The organism is Hymenobacter negativus (assembly GCF_016056375.1).
Classification (GTDB): Bacteria; Bacteroidota; Bacteroidia; order Cytophagales; family Hymenobacteraceae; genus Hymenobacter; species Hymenobacter negativus_A.
Genome location: NZ_JAEDAE010000017.1, coordinates 1 through 19,802, shown reverse-complemented (window position 1 = coordinate 19,802; position 19,802 = coordinate 1). Strand labels below are relative to the sequence as shown.

Here is a 19,802-nt window from a genome sequence, read left to right as displayed (position 1 = left end):
AGAAAAGGGCTGAACCACACGGTTCAGCCCTTTTCTTTTTAGGCCCTGTGCTCAGCCGGGCTCAGGCCTCGCGCTTCGGCCACAGCAACGAAGCCACCACGCTCAATACCAGCAGCGTGCCCACCACGCCCAGTGCCACCGGCATGGGAATGGGCACCATATTCTCCAGCAGAATTTTGGCCCCGATAAACACCAGAATCAGCGACAGGCCATAGTGCAGGTGATGAAACAGGCGCATCATGCTGGCCAGGGCAAAGTACATGGCTCGCAGCCCCAGTAGGGCAAACACGTTGGACGTGAAGACAATAAAAGTGTCGCGCGTGATGGCCAGAATGGCCGGAATGGAGTCGACGGCAAACATTACGTCGGTGGTTTCCACCATCACCAGCACCACGAAAAGAGGGGTGGCGAAATGCAGGCCGTCCTTCCTGACAAAGAATTTGCCGGCTTCCAGCTGCCGGGTAATGGGCAGGTGGCGGCTTAGAAAGCGCACTACCGGGTTGTTTTCGGGGTCAATTTCGGGGTCGCCTTTGCTCAGGCCCATCCGGATGCCCGTGAACACGAGGAACGCGCCGAGTGGGTAAATCAGGAAGTGGAACCGGGCCAGCAGTGCCCCGCCCACCAGAATGAAAATGGCCCGCAGTAACAAGGCTCCCATCACGCCCCAGAACAAGACGCGGTGCTGGTACTGCGGCGGTACCTTGAAATAGGTGAAAATGAGCAGAAACACAAAGAGGTTGTCAACGCTCAGCGCTTTCTCGACCAGGTAGCCGGTCAGCCATTGCAGGCCCGCGTGGTGGCCCATGGTGCGGTACACCAGCCCGTTGAAACACAGCGACAGAACCACCCAGAACGCACTCCAGCCCAGCGCCTCGCGCAGCCGTATCTCGTGCGCCTGCCGGTTGAACACCAACAGGTCAAGCAGCAGCAGGGCCACCACGAAAATCGTGAAAGCCAACCAGAACAGGGGCGTGTTTTCCATGCGTATGGTAAGATACGCCGGGACGGGTGGCTGGTTGGCGCCAGGGGACGTGGGCGGGCAAAATGCCTGGCCTTAGCGAGGACTCACCGGCTTGAGTGGGCGCAGCCAGCTGCTGGCCTTCATTTGCAGCACCCCAAAAAACGCTTCCTGCACAATGCCCTTTGACATTTTGGAGGTGCCGCGGGTGCGGTCGGTGAAGATGATGGGCACCTCCTTGATGCGGAAGCCGAGCTGGTAGGCCAGCCACTTCATCTCAATCTGGAAGGCGTAGCCCACGAAGTGGATGTTGGCCAAATCGATGGCCCGCAGCACCCGCGCCGTGTAGCACTTAAAGCCCGCCGTGGCGTCGCTGATGGGCATGCCCGTAACGAGGCGCACGTACCAGGAGGCGAAATACGACATCAGCACCCGCGACATGGGCCAGTTCACCACGTTCACGCCCTGAATGTAGCGCGAGCCAATGGCCATGTCGTAGCCTTCCAGGGCGCAGGCGTCGTGCAGGCGCAGCAGGTCTTCGGGGTTGTGCGAAAAGTCGGCGTCCATCTCAAACACGTACTCGTAGCCGTGCGCCAGCGCCCAGCGGAAGCCGTGCAGGTAGGCCGTGCCCAGGCCCTGCTTGCCGCTGCGCTCCTCCAGAAAGAGGCGGCCGGGAAACACGGTTTGCAGGTCGCGCACGATGGCGGCCGTGCCGTCGGGCGAGCCGTCGTCGATAATCAACACGTCGAAATCCCGCGCCAACGACATCACCTTGCGGATAATCAGCTCCGCATTTTCGCGCTCGTTGTAGGTAGGAATCAGGACGAGGCCTTCGCTCATGGAATACAAATTGACCCCAAAGATAGGGTTTCGAGGCCCGAAGCTGCACGGCCGAAATATCTGGTCGATACTATTTAGCCCGCCGCCGCTGGCTAGCTGCCCGGCTGGTAAGAGGCAGGCAAGTTAAAACAGGCTATTTCTCAGCCGCTAAGAGGCCCGCCCGCATCCGCGCCTGCCGGATGCAATCGGGCACGCTCACGCCCACGCGCCAGTTGGCCACCGCCACAATATGGTCGGCTTCGAGGGCATCGGCGGCGCGGTGCGCGTCTACAATCCGCGCATCGAACTGCGGAATGCTGCGAGGCCAGACGTAGCGCCCCTGCCAGCGCGGCGCACCCGTAATGCCGTAAAACTTGCTCAATTCAGCGTGCACGGCAGCTTTTTGTGCTTCTTCGGGCTGACGGGCCGCGTCCTCGTACTGCGCCCCGCCCACGAAGGTGGTGAACAGCACCTGCCCCGCCGGCACGCGGTTGGGGTAGATGCTGCTGGTCCAGACGGAGCCGGCCGCGTAGGTGCCCTCCACTTTGGGGTGCAGCGCCCCAAAACCGTTGAGCGGGTGCGCCACGGCCGCGCGGTCGTAGGCTGAATACACGGCCGTCATGGGCGGGTAGTACACGGCCGCCAGCGCGGCAGCGGCTTTGGGAAACAACGGTTCCAGCAGCGGTGCGGCGGCGTAGGCGGGCAGCGCCAGCGCCAGATGCGTGTAGCCCGGCGCAGCTTCCAGGCCCTGCGGACCTTTCAGCTCCAGCTGGTAGGTGTCATCGGCGGCGCGGGAAATGGCGGTGACGGTGGTGCCCGACTGGTAGCTGCTGAGCCGGGCCGCCAGTGTGTCGGTAATGGTTTGAACGCCGTTTTTGAGGGTGATGATGCGGCGGCGGCCGGCACCCTTGCCGCTTTTCATCAGCCCGCGCAGCACCGAGCCGTACTGCTGCTCCAGGGCCGGTAGCTGCTTGAAGGTCTTGTTAATTAGAAGCTGCTCCGGGTCGCCGGCGTAGATGCCGGCCATGAAAGGATTGACGGCGTAGTCCACGATTTCGGAGCCGAAGCGGCGGCGGAAAAAGTGAGCTACGGTTTCGTTTTTATCGATGGGCGCGGCGGGCTGGCGGAATTCTTTCAGCAGCTGCCACTTCGCTTTCAGGCTGAAAAAGCCGTTGGTGAGCAGGCTGGGGGGCGAGCCGGGCATAATCTGGTAGCGGCCGTCGCGCAGCACGTAGCGCTGTTGGCTCACGGCGGCAGCTTCCTGAATCTGGTCGGTGAGGCCGAGGTCGGCCAGTAATTCTTCCAGTTCGGGGCTTAGTTGCAGCGAGTTGGGGCCGGTTTCGAGCAGGAAGCCTTCGGGCGTAGCCCAGCTGCGCAGGTTGCCACCGGGCCGCGTGTCGGCCTCGAACAGGTCATAGGCCACTCCGCTTTTTTGCAGATACCAGGCTAGGGTGAGGCCGCTGATGCCGCCGCCGATGATGGCAATTTTCATGATGTCGTCGCGCAAATGGAAGGGACAAAGGTACCGTCGGTATCCTGCGGGGCACCCGTAGCTTTGCGGCAATGACAACAAAAAACAAAGCCATATTTCTGGACCGCGACGGCGTGCTGAACGAAGAAATTGGCACCTACGTCTGGCAGCCCGAGAAATTCATCATCATCCCCGGCGTGCTCGAAAGCCTGGCCCGCCTCAAAGCTGCTGGCTACCTGCTCATCGTCGTTACCAACCAGGCCGGCATCGCCAAAAAGCTCTACACCGCCGCCGACGTGCGCGCCTGCCACGCCAAGCTGCAAGCCGCCTGCGACAACGCAATTGACGCCCTCTATTTCAGCGACGCCTACCCCAGCGTGAGCGAATCCATCCTGCGCAAGCCCAACTCCGGGATGCTGGAAAAAGCCGTGGCCCGCTTCAACCTTGACCCCGCGCAGTGCTGGATAGTGGGCGACCGCCTCCGCGACATGGAAGCCGGGGCCAACATCGGCGTGCGCGGCATTCTGGTGGGGGAGGAGGAAACCAGTTTCACGCCCCACGTAGCCGATTTGCAGGCGGCCACAGATATAATCTTAGGCGAATGACAGTCACCGAAAACAAGCAGGGTTGGCTAGCCAAGAACCGCAACATGCTGTTTTTGCTGGCGTGCGTCATTCTGGGCCAGGTGATTTTTTACTTCACCACCACGGCCAATAGCAAGCGCGAAATCGAACGCTACAAAGCCCTGCAATTAGCCAGCCGCGTGGAGAAAGTCCTGTCCTATTCCCACGGCATTCAGAAGGTGAAGCTGGCCACCGGCGAAACGCAAGCGCTGGTCCTGACTGCCGCCGGGCAGCAATATATTCAGGTGGGCGACTCGCTGGTGAAGGCGGCGGGCAGCGACAGCATCACCGCGTATCGGCGGTTTCCGGGGTATATAGAGGTGTCAGTTTTCGGGCCTGGCGCGGCTGGTAAGATGCGCTTAATCAAACGGTCGGAATAGGAAAAGGGGGAAATCAAATAAGGGGATAATCGTCGCTAATCTCCTGAATTTCTATATTGTCATTCGCTCGACACAGCACCAGAAAAGCAGCCATTTCTTCTTTGTATTGCAAGTGAGTATAAAGCTCGGCAATGCGTCGATAATTCCATTCGTCATTATTGGCCAAGTAGAGCGCAATCAATTGCTGGAGTTGATTCCTTAACCCGGGGTCCTTTTTGTGCTGGAATAATACCTTCCGCGCGAGGCCGATTTTATTGGGGTCGCTGCTGTCGATAGCGAGGTCTAGCACACGCGAAAGCAAGGGCATTAGAATTTCAATGCCTGGTTCGAGGGCCGTCCAGAGCCGCAAAGCCGTTAGATTGTCCTCCACCAGTGCCTTTTCCAAGTCGAGGGCCAGTTGCTTCTTTTCCTGCATTACATCATACTGACGCATACGGTACGCCTCTTCTGATTCGCACAACCGGAGCCACTTAGTTGAATAGTTCATTGTACTCGATTTTATCTCTGCAAGGATTTCGTTATCATCTGAAACATCACCAACTTAAAACCCACCAAAAAAGGCCGGCCTCCCACGCGGGAAGCCGGCCTTTTCACTTCAAACCTGAAAGCACTACTGGCGGGCCGCCGGGGTAGCTGCACTGGCCGTGATGGGCGAGGAAACGCGGTTGGCTTCCTTTGTGCTGCTGTAGGCGGGGCACTTCTGGCGGTTGCAGGCGCCCAGGGAGAGGGCCGCGAAGCCGGCGGCGAGCAGAACGTACTTTTTCATAATTATATAAAAACGGGTGAGGGGTTGCGGGGTTGGGCTTCAAAGATAAGCAGCGAGCCTAATATTTCGGCACAACCCGCTAACGTCGAAATTGAATTATTCGTACCCGAGGATGCGCATCATGCTGCCGGCTTCCTGCTGGGGCGCAAACACGGTATCGGTGAGGGTGCCGTCGGCGGCGCGGTCGAGAATGATGTGCTGCGGGGCGGGGATGAGGCAGTGCTTGATGCCGCCGTAGCCGCTCAGGCTCTCCTGGTAGGCGCCGGTGTGGAAGAAGCCCACGTAAAGCGGCTGGGCATCCGCCGGCTTGCGCTCGGGCAGGAAGGTTTGGTAGATGTGCTTCTCGGAGTTGTAGTAGTCCTGCGAGTCGCAGGTGAGGCCGCCGAGTTGGATTTTCTTGTACTGCTTCTCCCAGCCGTTGAGGGCCAGCATGATGAAGCGCTGGTTGAGGGCCCAGGTATCGGGCAGGTTGGTGATGAACGAGCCGTCAATCATGTACCAGAGCTCCTTATCGTTCTGCAGCTTCTCATCGAGAATGCTGTAGATGGTGGCCCCGCTTTCGCCCACCGTGAAGATGCCGAACTCGGTGAAAATATTGGGCTCGGGCACGCCTTCCTGGGCACAGATGCGCTGGATGGTGCGCAGAATTTCGGCCACCATGTAGGGGTAGTCGTAGTCGGGCTGAATGCTGGTTTGGATAGGCAGGCCGCCGCCGATGTCAATGGTGGTGAGGGTGGGGCACACCTTGCGCAGCTCGCAGTACTTATGCACAAAGCGGCTCAGCTCGGACCAGTAATAGGACGTGTCCTTGATGCCCGTGCTGATGAAATAGTGCAGCATGGTGAGCGTGAAGCGCGGGTCGTCCTTGATGCGCTGCTCGTAAATGGGAATGGCATCGGCGTAGCGCACGCCCAGGCGCGAGGTGTAGAACTGGAAGCGCGGCTCCTCATCCGAAGCCAGGCGCATGCCCATGTTCACTTTCTCGTTCACGTGGTCGTGGTAGTACTCGATTTCGTTGGGCGAATCGATGATGGGCATGCAGTTCACAAACCCGTCGTTAATCAGGTCGGCGATTTCCTTTTTGTAAGCCTCGGGCTTGAAGCCGTTGCAGATGATGTGCTTCTGCTTATCGACCTTGCCCTGGGCGTGCAAATTGCGGATGATGCTGATGTCGAACCATGACGAGGTTTCGAGGTGGATGTCGTTTTTCAGCGCCTCTTCGAGGATGAAGCGGAAGTGCGACGACTTGGTGCAGTAGGCGTAGGAATACGAGCCCGTGTAGCCGGTGCTCGCAATGCCATCGGCAAACCATTTCTTGGCCCGCTGAATCTGGGAGCTGATTTTGGGCAGGTAAGTGAGGCGCAGCGGGGTGCCGTATTTCTCCACGAGGGCCATCAGGTCGATGCCGTGGAACTGCAGCTCGTGGTTGTGCACGGTAAAGTCGGCCGTGGGGAAGTCGAAGGTTTGGGAAATGAGGTCGTGGTACGTATCCATGCGGTTTTGAAAACGGCGAAAAAGCCCGACCTTTGCGGCGGGTGGTACAAAAGTACCGCCGGGGTCGGGTTAACGGCCGGGAACCGCTTGATGTTCTCCCGCAATCCCGCCTCGCATCGTGACGATGGAATAATAAGCGACTTGGCTACGGCAGATTCTTCTGCCGCAAGGCAGCGCTCGAAGCGTTTCAGTTAGCAGTGAACAGTGAACAGTGAACAGTTAGCAGTTGGCTCATTAAGAGCATAACTATTAACTGATAACTGTTCACTGCTAACTGTTAACTGAATCCTTGGAACGATGCCGCCATCCTGCTCTCCCAAATTCCCACCCTCCGATGAAACGCATCAAATTACTGGAAGTCCGCTCCGAACTCGGGGCGGGTACTCGTGGCTCCGGCATGGGCATCGACGCCCTGCGCGTGGCCTGCCTCAACAAAGGCTCTGATTATTTCCGCCGGTTCAATTCCGTGGTCGTGCCCGATTTGAACCACGTCCTGTTCGACAAAACGCCGTTCCCGTTTGCCAAGCACATCGACGCCATTTATACGGTGCAAAAGGGCATCACGGCCGCCGTGGAGCAGACGCTGCGCTTCGGCGAATTCCCGCTGGTGCTGGCCGGCGACCATAGCTCGGCCAACGCCACCATTGCCGGCATCAAGGCCGCGTACCCCACCAAAACGCTGGGCGTAATCTGGATTGACGCCCACGCCGACATCCACTCGCCCTACACCACGCCCAGCGGCAACGTGCACGGCATGCCCCTGGCCGCCGCGTTGGGCATGGATAACCGCAAGCACCAGCGCAACATCCCCGACGCGGAAACGGAATTCTTCTGGCGCCGCCTGCAAAACCTGGGCGAACCCGGTCCCAAGCTGCTGCCCGAGCACCTGGTGTACGTGGTGGTGCGCGACACCGAGGAGGAGGAAGACGCCCTCATCGAAGAGCTGGGCATCAAGTGGATTCGGCTGCCCGAAATCAAGGCCAAGGGCTCGCGCCAGCTTAGCCGCGAGATTTACGAGCACCTGCGCTTCTGCGACCTGGTGTACATTTCCTTCGACGTGGATAGCCTCGATTCGAGTTTCAGCATCGGCACGGGCACGCCCGTGGAGGACGGCCTCTACCTCTCCGAAGCCGAAAACCTCTGCCAGGACCTGCTGGAAAACGACCGGGTGGTGTGCTTCGAGATGGTCGAAATCAACCCCACGCTGGACAACGGCAACACGATGGCCAAGAATGCCTTTAATATTCTGGAAAAGGCGACGGATGCCATTGAGAAGCGGCTGCGGCTGGAGGAAGTGGTGAGTAGGTAGGGGAGGGCTGGCAGTTTGAAGCCAACCGTCATGCTGAGCGCAGCCGAAGCATCTCTACCGCAGTAGTAAATCCTGTCGATTGGATTAGTAGTTACACGGTAGAGATGCTCCGGCTGCGCTCAGCATGACAGGCAAAACCGAATTGCCAAATAATTTTACCCCCTCACCGCCTCACCCATTCTGCGAAATGAGCAAACCAATCAACAATTCCATCTTCTATGTGGAGTTTCCGGCCACTGACTTGGCCGCGACCAAACAGTTCTACGCCCAAGTTTTTGGATGGACGTTTGAGGATTATGGGCCCGATTACGTGGCTTTTGAGGACGGGCAGCTAGCGGGTGGATTTTACCGGGCCGACAGCGTGCCACCCAGCAGCCCGTTGGTGGTGCTGTGGGGCGATACGTTGGAGGAGTCGCAAGCGGCGGTAGAAGCTGCCGGGGGCACCATCAGCAAGCCAATCTTTGCTTATCCGGGCGGGCGGCGGTTTCATTTCACCGACCCGAATGGCAACGAATTATCCGTTTGCGGTGAAGCGTAGAGTGCCCGGTCCCAAGCACGCAGCCTAAGCCGCTGAAGAAACAGAAAGCCCCGCCAGTAGCTGGCGGGGCGTTTTTGTGGGGAACTTCGCTGAGCGGACTACCTTGCGAAAAGTTAGTAGTCTACGAATTCCACCGTTTAGACAAACTTCTTATGAGGTAATATTATATCAAACATATACTCCTCTAAAAGCTGTATAGATTAGCATTATGAAAAATATTTTATTCCTTGTTCTACTTGCTATTAGCTTTTGTAGTTGCTCCAAATCTTCGACTGCTCCAACGTACACCCTGATAGGCACTTGGCAAATGACTTCACAAACCACCGTGACTACCTATAAGGATGGAACCCCTACCACTACTCGAACGATAACCTTTTTACCGAACGATGAGACATTGGTATTTGGTAGTGATGAAGCTAAATATGATGAACGGGGATTTATGTTGTACATGGGCCCCTATTCCTACAGCGGAAACACCATTACCTATGCTAACAACTCGTTTCTTACAACGCAAACGGTGCTAACTCTGACTGATAAAACGTTGGTCGTGGTAAGTACCAAGCGCATTTTGGGAGATGTGAAGGAAAGTACAGATACTTTTAATCGGTTATAAACGATTGCGCTATTTTTCCTAAACGACTAAAGTAAACAGCCAGAGAATAGTATTGGGTCTTGGAACCGCCTTCATTGCTTGAGCCAAGTTTAAGAAACTCGTCTACCAATCAAAGTTTAAGAAATCTCATTAGTTGATGAGTTTCGTGAACTTCAAGAAGCAATGCAAAGCCCCGCCAATATCTGGCGGGGCTTTGCATTGCTTTAAATTTCGAGAGCTGTTTGGGGGTTGCGGGCTGTCACACTTCCATTTCCTGCCGCCACAGCGCCCACAGCCCCAGCGCCGGCCCCACGGCCAGCGGCAGCAGCACTAGCTGCGGCGGCAGCAGCAGCGCCAGCCGGTTGGTGAGTTGAATGCTGCCAATGGTGAGGGCAAAGCCCAGGCAGTTGACGATGGTGAGCGCGGCCCCGCGCGTGGTGGCGGGGGCGTGCCGGGCCACCAGCGTGGAAAACATCGGCGAATCGGCCACCACCACCAGCCCCCAGAACCCCAGAAAAGCCCCTAGCATCGCGCCCGAGCCCGTGCCTAGCACCAGCCCCGAAGCCAGGCAGCAGCCGCCCGACAGCCCCAGTGCCGCCCCCGCCACCCGGGCCGGGCCCAGCCGCCGGGCCAGCAGCCCCGCGCCCACGCAAGCCAGGCTGCCCCCGCCGATGATGCTGAATGACAGCAGCGGCACCGGCACGCCCGCCCCCGGGTGCCGGGCATTGAAGGCCGCCAGCACCACCGGCACAAAGGCCCAGAACGTGTAGAGCTCCCACATGTGCCCGAAGTAGCCAAACGCCGCCGCCCGAAACGCGGGCTGCCGGAACCCCGCCAAAAACGCCGTGAGCGCCGGGCGCGTGCCGGCCCGGCGGTAGGGGCCATCGGGCACCAGCACCAGCATGGCCGCGCCGCCCAGCAGCGCCAGGCCGGAGGTAGCCCAGGCCACCGCCTGCCAGGGCAGCGGCCCGCCCACGCTCTTGAGCAGGTGCGGAAATGCGGTGCCCAGCACCAGGGCCCCCACCAGCCAGCCCAGCGAGCGCCCCAGCCCGGCCTCGTAGTGGTCGGCCGCTATTTTCATGCCCACCGGGTAGATGCCGGCCAGGAAAAACCCCGTGAGCACCCGGCAGCCCAGCAGCCCCGCCACCGGCAGGCCCGGCAGCACCAGCCCTAGGTTGCAGAAGGCCGCCAGCGCCGCGCTCAGCGCGAACACCCGCGACGGGGAGAAACGGTCGGCCACCGCCAGCAGGGCAAAGGCCAGGGTGCCGGCAATGAAGCCCAGCTGCACGGCGCTGGTGAGCGCGGCCACAAAACCGGGCCCCTGGTGCAGGCGCGCGGCCATATCGGGGGCCACGGCATTGCCGGCAAACCACAGCGAGGTGCAGCAAAACTGCGCCCCCACAATGGTGGGAAGAATACGGGACATGAGAACGAGAGCGGGTGGGAGTGAGAGCCGGCAAAGTACCGCCATTTCGCAAAACGTCCCTTTCGGTGCTTTCCTTTGGCCATGGGTTAGGACGTAGCGCTGGAATACACTGCCGCCGACGGCTGGCAAAAACCGAAGCCGGCGCTCCCGCTTTTTGGAAAGGGGGCAGGGGTGCGCTTACCGCCAGCCCGTACCTTTGCCCCGTGCAACAGCTAGAATCCTCCCTCAAAACCGCCCTGCAAACCGCCGCTCAGGCCGTTTTTGGCGTTGAAATCCCCGTCGCCAGCCTCACGCTCCAGCCCACGCGCAAGGAGTTTGCCGGCAGCTTCACCCTCGTTACGTTCCCGCTCACCAAAGCGCTGGGCAAAGGCCCCGAGCAAATCGGCCAGGCCCTGGGCGAGTGGCTGAAAGCCCACGAACCTCGCGTGCGCGGCTTCAACGTGGTGAAAGGCTTCCTCAACCTCGAAATTGCCGATGCCGAGTGGCTGGCCCAATTTGAGCAGCTGCGCCAGCAGCCTGCCACCGCGCCCGTGGGCACCGACGGCGGCCCGCAAAACGTGGTGGTCGAATACTCCTCGCCCAACACCAACAAGCCCCTGCACCTGGGCCACCTGCGCAACAATTTCCTGGGCTACTCGGTGGCCGAGATTCTGAAAGCCACCGGCGCCACCGTCACCAAAGCCAACCTGGTGAACGACCGCGGCATCCACATCTGCAAGTCGATGATTGCCTACCAGCACTTCGGCCAGGGCGAAACCCCGCAGAGCGCTGGCCTGAAGGGCGACCACCTCGCCGGTAAATACTACGTGCTGTTTGAGAAGCACTACCGCGAGGAAATTCGCCAGCTCGAAGCCGAGGGCGTGGCGCCGGACATTGCCAAGAAAAGCGCCCCGCTCATGACCGAGGCCCAGCAGATGCTGCAAGCCTGGGAAGCCGGCGATGCGGAGGTAAAAGCCCTCTGGAGCCAGATGAACGGCTGGGTGTACGAAGGCTTCGATGCCACCTACAAAAACATCGGCGTCGATTTCGACCAGTACTATTACGAGTCCGAAACCTACCTACTGGGCAAGGAACGGGTAGAAGAGGGTCTCGAAAAAGGCGTGTTCTTCAAAAAGGAAAACGGCTCGGTGTGGGTAGATTTGCAGGCCGAGGGACTGGATGAAAAGCTCCTGCTCCGCGCCGACGGCACCAGCGTGTACATCACCCAGGACCTGGGCACGGCCGAGCTGAAGTACCAGGATTTTGGCTACGACAGCAGCATCTACGTCATCGCCGACGAGCAGAACTACCACATGCAGGTGCTGCAAGCCACGCTCAAAAAGCTGGGCAAGCCCTACGCCGACGCCATCCACCACCTCAGCTACGGCATGGTGGATTTGCCCTCCGGCAAGATGAAATCGCGCGAAGGCACCGTGGTGGACGCCGACGAGCTGGTGCGCGACGTGGTGGCCGCCGCCAAAGCCGCTACCCTCGAAAAAGGCAAAACCGAAGGCCTCTCCGATGCCGAGCTGGAAGAACTCTACCACATGCTGGGCCTGGGCGCGCTGAAATACTACCTGCTGAAGGTGGACCCCAAGAAGCGCATGCTCTTTAACCCCGAAGAGTCGGTGAGCCTGGAAGGCCACACCGGTCCGTTCATTCAGTACTCGCACGCCCGCATCGCCGCCATCCGCCGCAAAGCCGCCGAGCTGGGCATAGCTGAGTCGGCTGATTGGAGTAGCATTACGGGGTTGGAAGCGACCGAGCAAGAACTGATTCAGGAGCTGGCCCGCTACGCTTCGGTAGTGGCCGAGGCGGCCCGCAACCTTTCGCCGGCCGTCATTGCGCAATACGCTTACGACCTGGCGAAAGCATACAATCGCTTCTACGCCGAGGTGTCGATTTTCCAGGAAACTGACGCGGCCAAGCGCAGCCTGCGGGTGGCGCTGTCGGCCCGCGTGGGCGAGCAAATTAAGGCCTCGATGGGCCTGTTGGGCATCCAGGTGCCCGAGCGGATGTAACTACTAGAACGATGTAGAGACGCGACACTTCGAGTCTCCTCGTTGAACGATGGAACTGCGCCGTTCTACATAAACAACATCAGCAACGACGAGACGCGAAGTGTCGCGTCTCTACATCGTTCTATTTGACCAACGCATGAAATCCATTGCCGTGTACTGCGGTTCCAGCGCCGGAACCAACCCGAACTACATCATTCAGGCGCAGGCGCTTGCTAAGGCGATGGTCGCGCAGGGCCTCACGCTGGTGTACGGCGGCGGGCGCGTGGGCCTGATGGGCACCATCGCCGATGCCGTGCTGGCGGAAGGCGGCCAGGTTATCGGCGTCATCCCCGATTTTCTGGATGCTAAGGAACTGGCCCACAAAGGCTGCACCGAGCTGCACGTAGTGAAATCCATGCACGAGCGCAAGCTCATGATGGCCGACCGCGCCGACGGCTTCATTGCCATGCCCGGCGGCTACGGCACCCTCGAAGAACTGTTCGAAGTGCTGACCTGGGGCCAGCTCGGCCTGCACCAAAAGCCCGTGGCCCTGCTCAATATAGACGGTTACTACGACCTGCTCCTGCAATCCCTCGACCGCATGCGTGACGACCAGCTGCTGCGCGCCGAAAACCGCGCCCAGCTCCTGCAATCGGCCAATCCGGAAGAATTATTGGCGCAGATGATGGCGTACAAGCCAGTGCAATTGGAGAAGTGGCTCACGCCGCCCACTACCTGATTTGTAGCGCGGACTTTTAGTCCGCGAATCCAACGTTCCGACTCGCAGACTAAAAGCCCACGCTACAATTCGCAGTCCGAAACCCTATTGACCTTCGTATGGTTACGCACGCAACTGCGCAATCCATTACCTTCAACTCATGAAAAATTCCCTTCTCCTCACGCTGGCCACGGCCGCTACGGCCGTAGTCTTTATCGCCGCCAAACCGGCTGCTCCCACTGCCATGACTACGCCAGCCGAAACCACCGCCGCCCCCGCTTCCGTGTATGATTTCACCGTGAAATCCATCGACGGTAAAGACGTGAAGCTCAGCAAATACAAGGGCAAGAAGCTGCTGATTGTGAACACCGCCTCGAAATGCGGCTACACCCCGCAGTATAAGGAGCTGGAGGAATTGTCGAAGAAATACGGCAACAAGGTAGTCGTGCTGGGCTTTCCCTCGAATAGCTTCAACCAGGAGCTGGCCTCGAACTCGGAAGTAGCCTCGTTCTGCGAGAAGAACTATGGCGTGACTTTCCCGTTGTTCGAAACTGTAGCAGTCAAAGGCGACGACGCTACGCCGCTCTATAAATACCTGTCGGACAAAACCAAAAACGGCGCGGTATCGGACGCGCCGAACTGGAATTTCTGCAAATACCTGGTCGATGAAAAGGGCCATGTGGTGAAGTTCTACAACTCGAAAGTGACTCCCCTCAGCCCCGAGCTGGTGGCCGATATCACGAAGTAATTTTTTGCCGAAATGCATGTTGAAAGAACGTCGTGCCCCGCATGGCGTTCTTTTGTTTTTATTTCCGTTTGCCCCGTTGCCCATGTCGCCCTGGATTTCTGCATTCCGCCCCCGCACCCTGCCGCTGGCCCTGGCCAGCATCCTCACGGGTGCTTTCCTAGCTGCCGCCAACGGCCACTTTAATGGCCTAGTGGTCGGCTTGGCCGCCCTCACCACCATTCTGCTCCAAATTCTCAGCAACCTCGCCAACGACTACGGCGACTCGCAAAACGGCGCCGACAGCATCCACCGCGAAGGCCCGCAGCGCGCCGTGCAAAGCGGGGCCATCACGCCGGCTCAGATGAAGCGCGGCATGTGGATTTGCGGCCTGCTGGCGTTGGGCAGCGGTCTCGCGCTGCTGTGGGTGGCGCTGGGCGCGGCCGGGCTGGGGCTGTTTCTAGCGTTTCTGGCGCTGGGGCTGGCCGCCATCTGGGCGGCGGTGAACTACACGGCGGGCTCCAATCCGTACGGTTATGCTGGTTTTGGTGACATTTCGGTGTTCCTGTTTTTTGGCATCGTGGGCGTGTGTGGTACCTATTTCCTGCAAACCCGGACGCTGCCGCTCCAAGTCCTGCTACCCGCCGCCGCGCTCGGCTGCTTCGCCACGGCGGTGCTGAATGTGAACAACATCCGTGACATCAATTCCGATGTGCTGGCGGGCAAAATCACCATCCCGGTGCGGCTGGGGCCGGTGCATGCGCGCCGCTACCACTGGCTGCTGCTGGTGCTGGGCGTGGGCTGCGCCACGGTATTTGTGGCCCTCACGTACCATTCGCCGTGGCAGTGGCTGTTTGCGCTGGCCACGCCGCTATTTGCCTTCAACGCCATTCAGGTATGGCAGCGCAAGGAATCGATGCAGATTGACCCGCTGCTGAAGCAAATGGCGCTGAGCACGCTGGTGTTCACGGTGCTGTTTGGGGTAGGGCAGGTGCTGGGGTGAAGAAACCCTGAACTGGACGATGCCAATCCGTCGACTTGGTCTAAGGCCGGTGCGACTTGGTCGAAAAAAGTAGGGGGCTTTTTGCCCGTCCGCGTCCTTCGCTGCGAACTTAACCAAGCGCAGCATGTGGACGCGATTTAGCCTTTTTTTACTTTTCATTGCCGCGAACGTCTGCCCGGCGCTGCGGGCCCAGCAAGTCAGGGTGCACGGCACGGTACTGACCAGCAACCGCGAACCAGTTGAGTTTGCCACCGTGCTGCTGTTGCAGGCCAAGGATTCGAGCAGTGTGCAGGCCACCGTGGCCGATGCGCAGGGAGCCTTCTCACTGCGCGGGGTGGCACCCGGTACCTACCAGCTGCGGGCGTCATTCATCGGGTTGGTACCCAAAACGCAGGCCTTGGTACTGGTAGCGGGGGCGGTGCCACCGGCCATTACCTTGCAGCTGGCCGCCATGCCACAGCAGCTGGCCGAGGTGCAGGTGACGGCCAGCCGGCCCCGCATCACCCAGCTGCCCGACCGCCTGATACTCGACGTGGCCAACACGCCGCTGGCCGCCGGCTACACCACGCTCGAAGTGCTGGCCAAAGCGCCCGGCGTGTACGTTGACCCGCGTTCGGAAAGCGTGTCGCTCAATGGCAAAGGCACGATGGTGGTGGTGGATGGCAAACGCACCTACTTGTCGGGCAGCGAGTTAGCCGCTTTTCTCAAAAGCCTGGGTAGCCAGGAAATTCAAAAGGTTGAGCTCATCACCAGCCCCGGCGCCAAGTACGATGCCGAGGGGCCGGGCGGCGTCATCAACATCATCACCAAGAAAAGCCTGCTCGATGGTACGCGCGGCAGCCTCACGCTGGGCTCGGGCGGCATGACGAACAGCCGCCAGACGGCCGGCATTTCGCTGAACCACAAGCGCGGGCCGCTGGCGCTGTACGGCGGCTACACCCTGGCCGGCCGCCAGACGCAAGTTTCGGAACAGGCCCAGCTCGACTACCTGGCCGGCCCCGAGCGCGCCGTGACGGCCACCCACCTGCTCACGTCGGCCACGCCCACGCGCCAGCTGGGGCACACCTTTAAGGCCGGGCTCGACTGGCAGGCCAGCCCCAAAACCAGCTTCAACCTGTATTTGCGCGGCCTGCGCACCGCCCGCACCAGCACCACCGAGGCGGCCACCCGCCTGCTGCACTACCCTGCCGCGCCCGACTCGGTGCTGACCAGCCACACCGATGCCCACAGCAATGCCACCCAGCTGGCCAGCAACCTGGGCCTGCGGCAGCAGCTCGACTCGGCCAGCACGCTCACCGCCGACCTGGATTATTCGTACTACGAGTCGGGGCAGAACAACTTGGTTCGCAATGCCTTCGTGACGGCCCAGGGCGAGGTGCCGGGCTACGGCCTGCAACTGCGCAACTACCTGCCCAAGGCCATTCGCATTGTGGCGGGCCAACTCGACTACGAGCGCACGCTGCGCCTGGGCAAGCTGGAACTGGGGGCCAAGCACAGCTACGTCACCTCCGAAAACGACGCCCGCTACGAGCTGCTGCGGCCCGAAGGCTGGCAAGACGACGCGCTGCGAACCAACTTTTTTAGCTACCAGGAGCACGTTTCGGCGGCCTACGCCACCTTCGCCGGCAAGCGTCGGCAGCTGGAATACCGCGTGGGGCTGCGCCTGGAACAAACCAACTCCGTGGGCTACCTGCACACCACCGATGCGCAGGCCCGCCGCTCCTACCTCAGCCTGTTTCCGTCGGTGCTGCTGAGCCGGGCCGTGGGGAAGGGCGACTATCTGAGCCTGGCTTACGGCCGCCGCATTCAGCGCCCCAGCTACCAGGACCTCAACCCGTTCATCTACTTTCAGGACGTGTACACGTATTCGCAGGGCAACCCCTTTTTGCGGCCCGAGTTCACACACGCCCTCGACCTGACCTACACCCTGCGCAGCACCTACGTGGTGGCCCTGGGCTACTCGCAAACCAGCGACGTAATTGCCTGGGTGACGCAGCGCGAAGTGCCGGGCTCGCTTGTGACACAGTCGCGGGCCGAAAACCTGAACAGCCAGCACCAATGGACGCTCACGGCCACCGTCCCGGTATCGCCCCGCAAGTGGTGGACCGTTACCAACGCGCTGCAAGCCAGTTACACTACATTTCTGCTGCGCGGCGTGGCCAACGCGCCCCGCACGGTGCAGGGCCTGGCTGCCGTATACAGCCTGTCCAACGACTTTGTGGTGCCAGGCGGCTGGAACCTGAGCGCCTCGGGCTACTTCCAGAGCCCGCTGCCGAGCGGCGTTACCCAAACCCGTGGGCAGTATTCGGTCAATCTGGGGCTGCAAAAGAAGTTTCGGCAGGACCGGCTGGCCCTGCGCGTGTTGTACAACGACGTGTTGCGCACGGCCCGCGCCGTGTCGCTCACCGAGTTCGACAACCTGCGCTCGCGCAGCACTTATCGTTGGGATTCTAATTTCTTCTCGGCCACGCTCACCTACCAGCTGGGCAACCAGAAGGTGAAAGTGGCCAACAAAAGCCGCAGCGTAACGGGCGATGAGGAAAGCCGCATCAAATAAGCTGGGGGCGCTTGCTACCTTGCAGCTGCCCGCCGGGGCAGGCCGCCGCGCCCACTGGCCCGCGGGGCTTGCTCGCTTGCTTGCCATGCCAATTTCAACCCGAAGCTTTGCCAATCTCCTGCTGGGCACCCACCAGAGCCACCGCGCCCGGGCGGGGCTGCACGTGGCGTTCTGGCTGCTGGCTTATCCTTGGTATGCGTTGCAAAGCCAGTGGCTGGTGGGCACAGACAACGCTCCGGCGCTCGTGTTCAACACGCTGGCCCGGCTGGGCTTTGCGCTGGTCACGTTCTACGCGGTGTCGGCCTGCATCGGGCGGGGCTGGCCGCTGGGGCGGGTGCTGCTGGGGGTGCTGGGGGTGCTGGCCGCGTCGATGCTGGGCTACTGCCTCACACACTACTACCTCTACACCTACCTCGACCGGAGCCAACCCAACCTACCGCCCTACTTTCACAAGCTGGCGGCCAGTGTGTCGAAGAATGGACCCTGGACTTTTCTGCAGACGATAATACTGTATTTCTACGCCTTGCAGCTGTTCATGGCGTATTTTCTGCCGTTCACCATCAAGGGTGTGCGGGCCATCGTGCAGACGCACCTGCGCACCGTCACGCTCGAAAAAGACAACCTCAAGCTGGAGCTGGAATTTCTGCGGGCCCAGATAAACCCGCATTTTCTCTTCAATACCCTGAACAGCGTGTACTCGCTGGTGGAAGACAAAGACCGGACGGCCGCCGCGCTCGTGCTCTCGCTCTCGAACATGATGCGCTACACCCTGCACGACGCCACGGCCACTGAAGTGGAAGTGATGCAGGAGCTAGATTTTATTCGCGAGTACCTTGATATTCAGCAAATCCGCCACTCGCGGCGGCTGGCCGTCGACGTGCAGATTGCGCCGGCGGTGCGCGGCCAGCGCATTCCGCCCCTGCTGCTCGTCACCTTTCTCGAAAACGCTGTGAAGCACGGCGTCGAAAAGCTGCTGAAGGACGCCTGGGTGCGGGTGCGCGCCTACCGCGACGAGCACGGCGCCTTCTGCTTCGAGGTGGCCAATGCCCGGCCACCCCAAGCCGAGGCGGCCCTCGGCGAAGGCATTGGGCTGCGCAACACCCGGCGCCGCCTCAGCATCCTGTACCCGCATACCCACTCGCTGCAAATCGACGCCACCGCCGCGCAGTACCACGTTTTGTTGTGCTTATGGCAGTAGCCCCGCTTTCCTGCGTCATCATCGACGACGAGCCCCTGGCGCAAGACCTGCTGCGCAAGTATGTGGGCCGCTTGCCGTTCCTGGCCGCGCCCACCGTTTTCGACAGCGCCGTGGAGGCCCTGGGCCGCCTCGACCAGTTGCGCCCCGACCTGGTGTTGCTCGACGTGAACATGCCCCAACTCAGCGGCATCGACTTCCTGAAGACCTTCACTCGCCACCAGCCCGCCGTGGTGCTCACCACCGCCTACGCCGAGTACGCCGTGCAGGGCTTCGACTACGATGCGGTCGATTTTCTGCTCAAGCCCATTTCGTTCGAGCGTTTCGTCAAGGCCATTACCAAAGTGCAGGCGCGCCTGGTCGGCCCGGCCCCCGGCCCAGCCGAAGAGCCCGGCGCCCCGCGGGTGCTGCTGCTCAAGGAAAACAAGAAATTCATCCGCGTGCCCGCCGCCGATATCCTGTTTGTGGAGGGCATGCGGGACTACCTGAAAGTCTACACCAAAGCCCGCGTCATCCTCACGCACATGACCATGACGAAGATGGAAAGCCTGCTCGATGAAACCGCCTTCCTGCGAGTAAACCGTTCATACTTAGTGCACAAAGCCGCCATTGCGGCCATCCACGGCAATACGCTCGAACTCGTCAACAACATGGAAGTTCCCATTGGCATTAACTACCGCGAAGCCGTCCGCCTGCTGACAGACAAAGGAGTGCTCTGATTACCAAAGGCAACCAGCCGGCCACGCCAGATGGTTGTTCAGCGCGCCCTCCCATAAATAATGACGCTTCGCAAAGGCCATTCAGAAGCGTCGAGCTCCAAATTTCAATTGCTTCAACAACAAAAAAGCGGCCTTGCAAGGCCGCTTTTTTGTTGTTTATCACTCCGCTATTCAGCGTTACCCGGCGCGGAAGCCTCCCCGGAAGCCGCGGTGGAAGATTCGCCGGAAGCCGGGGCAGAGCCTTCCGGTTTGGGTCCGCGCTTGCGGTTGCGGCCACCGCGGCTGCGGCGGCGCTCCCCGTCGGCGCGGGGCTCACGGGCTTCGCCTTCGGGCCGGGGCTCACGCGGTGGGCGGGCTTCGCCTTCCGGACGCGGCGCGCGCGGTTCGCGCGGCGGGCGGGCTTCCCCATCGGGGCGCGGGGCGCGCTCGGGGCGGGCATGGCCACCTGCGGGGCCACGGGGCCCCGGGAGCCGGCGCTGGCCGTGGCCGCGGGTGGGGACGTGTGCGCCGGGGGCGGCTGTACCCGGCCCG

At 60.6% G+C, this 19,802-nt stretch carries 19 protein-coding genes; 12 read left to right on the top strand and 7 right to left on the bottom strand.

Annotated features, from left to right (window positions below; translation table 11 throughout):
• Nucleotides 1-61 precede the first annotated feature (61 nt).
• From I7X13_RS21100 to hemG, 3 genes are all read right to left on the bottom strand, one after another.
• Nucleotides 62-982, bottom strand: a complete 921-nt coding sequence (locus tag I7X13_RS21100) for a TerC family protein (protein WP_198077009.1) — start codon at nucleotides 980-982, stop codon at nucleotides 62-64.
• Between the two features lie 72 nt (nucleotides 983-1,054).
• Nucleotides 1,055-1,798 carry a polyprenol monophosphomannose synthase gene (locus I7X13_RS21095; RefSeq protein ID WP_198077008.1) on the bottom strand — a complete coding sequence of 248 codons (744 nt, stop codon included), beginning with the start codon at nucleotides 1,796-1,798 and terminating at the stop codon, nucleotides 1,055-1,057.
• 133 nt (nucleotides 1,799-1,931) lie between these two features.
• Nucleotides 1,932-3,284, bottom strand: a complete 1,353-nt coding sequence (hemG, locus tag I7X13_RS21090; protein ID WP_198077007.1) for a protoporphyrinogen oxidase — start codon at nucleotides 3,282-3,284, stop codon at nucleotides 1,932-1,934.
• Between the two features lie 56 nt (nucleotides 3,285-3,340).
• On the opposite strand from hemG, the gene I7X13_RS21085 reads away from it, so the two are divergent.
• Both I7X13_RS21085 and I7X13_RS21080 read left to right on the top strand, forming a co-directional pair.
• Nucleotides 3,341-3,853, top strand: coding sequence for a D-glycero-alpha-D-manno-heptose-1,7-bisphosphate 7-phosphatase (locus tag I7X13_RS21085; RefSeq protein WP_198077006.1), 513 nt, complete (start codon nucleotides 3,341-3,343; stop codon nucleotides 3,851-3,853).
• On the top strand, nucleotides 3,850-4,251 hold the full coding sequence (locus I7X13_RS21080) for a hypothetical protein (RefSeq protein WP_198077005.1): 402 nt from the start codon (nucleotides 3,850-3,852) through the stop codon (nucleotides 4,249-4,251). The genes I7X13_RS21085 and I7X13_RS21080 overlap by 4 nt, the downstream gene beginning before the upstream one ends.
• Before the next feature lie 13 nt (nucleotides 4,252-4,264).
• Here the strand turns inward: I7X13_RS21080 and I7X13_RS21075 are convergent, their stop codons facing one another.
• From I7X13_RS21075 to I7X13_RS21065, 3 genes are all read right to left on the bottom strand, one after another.
• A complete protein-coding gene (locus tag I7X13_RS21075) occupies nucleotides 4,265-4,738 on the bottom strand; it encodes a hypothetical protein (protein ID WP_198077004.1) in 474 nt (157 codons plus the stop codon).
• Between the two features lie 123 nt (nucleotides 4,739-4,861).
• Nucleotides 4,862-5,017 carry a hypothetical protein gene (locus I7X13_RS21070; protein ID WP_198070108.1) on the bottom strand — a complete coding sequence of 52 codons (156 nt, stop codon included), beginning with the start codon at nucleotides 5,015-5,017 and terminating at the stop codon, nucleotides 4,862-4,864.
• Nucleotides 5,018-5,113: 96 nt separating this feature from the next.
• Nucleotides 5,114-6,511: a type III PLP-dependent enzyme domain-containing protein gene (locus tag I7X13_RS21065; protein ID WP_198077003.1), complete on the bottom strand. Its 1,398-nt coding sequence runs from the start codon at nucleotides 6,509-6,511 to the stop codon at nucleotides 5,114-5,116.
• Between the two features lie 334 nt (nucleotides 6,512-6,845).
• Here I7X13_RS21065 and I7X13_RS21060 point away from each other — a divergent pair, with 334 nt between their 5' ends.
• The 3 genes from I7X13_RS21060 to I7X13_RS21050 all read left to right on the top strand — a co-directional run bounded on the left by I7X13_RS21060 (nucleotide 6,846) and on the right by I7X13_RS21050 (nucleotide 8,971).
• On the top strand, nucleotides 6,846-7,820 hold the full coding sequence (locus I7X13_RS21060; RefSeq protein WP_198070110.1) for an arginase: 975 nt from the start codon (nucleotides 6,846-6,848) through the stop codon (nucleotides 7,818-7,820).
• A gap of 187 nt (nucleotides 7,821-8,007) precedes the next feature.
• Nucleotides 8,008-8,358, top strand: coding sequence for a VOC family protein (locus I7X13_RS21055; RefSeq protein WP_198077002.1), 351 nt, complete (start codon nucleotides 8,008-8,010; stop codon nucleotides 8,356-8,358).
• A gap of 208 nt (nucleotides 8,359-8,566) precedes the next feature.
• On the top strand, nucleotides 8,567-8,971 hold the full coding sequence (locus I7X13_RS21050; RefSeq protein WP_198077001.1) for a hypothetical protein: 405 nt from the start codon (nucleotides 8,567-8,569) through the stop codon (nucleotides 8,969-8,971).
• A gap of 238 nt (nucleotides 8,972-9,209) precedes the next feature.
• Here the strand turns inward: I7X13_RS21050 and I7X13_RS21045 are convergent, their stop codons facing one another.
• Entirely contained in the window at nucleotides 9,210-10,376 is a 1,167-nt protein-coding gene (locus tag I7X13_RS21045; protein ID WP_198077000.1) for an MFS transporter, read from the bottom strand.
• Nucleotides 10,377-10,579: 203 nt separating this feature from the next.
• Between I7X13_RS21045 and argS the strand changes: the two genes are divergently transcribed.
• The 7 genes from argS (at nucleotide 10,580) to I7X13_RS21010 (ending at nucleotide 19,271) form a co-directional block, all read left to right on the top strand.
• Complete coding sequence (gene argS / locus I7X13_RS21040) at nucleotides 10,580-12,376, top strand: arginine--tRNA ligase (protein ID WP_198076999.1); 1,797 nt, start codon at nucleotides 10,580-10,582, stop codon at nucleotides 12,374-12,376.
• Nucleotides 12,377-12,512: 136 nt separating this feature from the next.
• Nucleotides 12,513-13,094: an LOG family protein gene (locus I7X13_RS21035; RefSeq protein WP_198076998.1), complete on the top strand. Its 582-nt coding sequence runs from the start codon at nucleotides 12,513-12,515 to the stop codon at nucleotides 13,092-13,094.
• A 139-nt stretch (nucleotides 13,095-13,233) separates the two neighbouring features.
• Nucleotides 13,234-13,821, top strand: coding sequence for a glutathione peroxidase (locus tag I7X13_RS21030; protein ID WP_198076997.1), 588 nt, complete (start codon nucleotides 13,234-13,236; stop codon nucleotides 13,819-13,821).
• Nucleotides 13,822-13,903: 82 nt separating this feature from the next.
• On the top strand, nucleotides 13,904-14,800 hold the full coding sequence (locus I7X13_RS21025; RefSeq protein ID WP_198076996.1) for a 1,4-dihydroxy-2-naphthoate polyprenyltransferase: 897 nt from the start codon (nucleotides 13,904-13,906) through the stop codon (nucleotides 14,798-14,800).
• A 124-nt stretch (nucleotides 14,801-14,924) separates the two neighbouring features.
• On the top strand, nucleotides 14,925-17,357 hold the full coding sequence (locus tag I7X13_RS21020; protein WP_198076995.1) for an outer membrane beta-barrel protein: 2,433 nt from the start codon (nucleotides 14,925-14,927) through the stop codon (nucleotides 17,355-17,357).
• Nucleotides 17,358-17,442: 85 nt separating this feature from the next.
• Nucleotides 17,443-18,555, top strand: a complete 1,113-nt coding sequence (locus tag I7X13_RS21015) for a sensor histidine kinase (RefSeq protein ID WP_198076994.1) — start codon at nucleotides 17,443-17,445, stop codon at nucleotides 18,553-18,555.
• Nucleotides 18,546-19,271, top strand: coding sequence for a LytR/AlgR family response regulator transcription factor (locus tag I7X13_RS21010; protein ID WP_198076993.1), 726 nt, complete (start codon nucleotides 18,546-18,548; stop codon nucleotides 19,269-19,271). The genes I7X13_RS21015 and I7X13_RS21010 overlap by 10 nt, the downstream gene beginning before the upstream one ends.
• Nucleotides 19,272-19,802 lie beyond the last annotated feature (531 nt).

What these genes read in the sequence shown, in the direction of transcription:
- I7X13_RS21100 (WP_198077009.1), bottom strand. Translation starts at nt 982, where the DNA reads ATGGAAAACACGCCCCTGTTCTGGTTGGCTTTCACGATTTTCGTGGTG.
- I7X13_RS21095 (WP_198077008.1), bottom strand. Translation starts at nt 1,798, where the DNA reads ATGAGCGAAGGCCTCGTCCTGATTCCTACCTACAACGAGCGCGAAAAT.
- I7X13_RS21085 (WP_198077006.1), top strand. Translation starts at nt 3,341, where the DNA reads ATGACAACAAAAAACAAAGCCATATTTCTGGACCGCGACGGCGTGCTG.
- I7X13_RS21080 (WP_198077005.1), top strand. Translation starts at nt 3,850, where the DNA reads ATGACAGTCACCGAAAACAAGCAGGGTTGGCTAGCCAAGAACCGCAAC.
- I7X13_RS21075 (WP_198077004.1), bottom strand. Translation starts at nt 4,738, where the DNA reads ATGAACTATTCAACTAAGTGGCTCCGGTTGTGCGAATCAGAAGAGGCG.
- I7X13_RS21070 (WP_198070108.1), bottom strand. Translation starts at nt 5,017, where the DNA reads ATGAAAAAGTACGTTCTGCTCGCCGCCGGCTTCGCGGCCCTCTCCCTG.
- I7X13_RS21065 (WP_198077003.1), bottom strand. Translation starts at nt 6,511, where the DNA reads ATGGATACGTACCACGACCTCATTTCCCAAACCTTCGACTTCCCCACG.
- I7X13_RS21060 (WP_198070110.1), top strand. Translation starts at nt 6,846, where the DNA reads ATGAAACGCATCAAATTACTGGAAGTCCGCTCCGAACTCGGGGCGGGT.
- I7X13_RS21055 (WP_198077002.1), top strand. Translation starts at nt 8,008, where the DNA reads ATGAGCAAACCAATCAACAATTCCATCTTCTATGTGGAGTTTCCGGCC.
- I7X13_RS21050 (WP_198077001.1), top strand. Translation starts at nt 8,567, where the DNA reads ATGAAAAATATTTTATTCCTTGTTCTACTTGCTATTAGCTTTTGTAGT.
- I7X13_RS21045 (WP_198077000.1), bottom strand. Translation starts at nt 10,376, where the DNA reads ATGTCCCGTATTCTTCCCACCATTGTGGGGGCGCAGTTTTGCTGCACC.
- I7X13_RS21035 (WP_198076998.1), top strand. Translation starts at nt 12,513, where the DNA reads ATGAAATCCATTGCCGTGTACTGCGGTTCCAGCGCCGGAACCAACCCG.
- I7X13_RS21030 (WP_198076997.1), top strand. Translation starts at nt 13,234, where the DNA reads ATGAAAAATTCCCTTCTCCTCACGCTGGCCACGGCCGCTACGGCCGTA.
- I7X13_RS21025 (WP_198076996.1), top strand. Translation starts at nt 13,904, where the DNA reads ATGTCGCCCTGGATTTCTGCATTCCGCCCCCGCACCCTGCCGCTGGCC.
- I7X13_RS21020 (WP_198076995.1), top strand. Translation starts at nt 14,925, where the DNA reads ATGTGGACGCGATTTAGCCTTTTTTTACTTTTCATTGCCGCGAACGTC.
- I7X13_RS21015 (WP_198076994.1), top strand. Translation starts at nt 17,443, where the DNA reads ATGCCAATTTCAACCCGAAGCTTTGCCAATCTCCTGCTGGGCACCCAC.
- I7X13_RS21010 (WP_198076993.1), top strand. Translation starts at nt 18,546, where the DNA reads ATGGCAGTAGCCCCGCTTTCCTGCGTCATCATCGACGACGAGCCCCTG.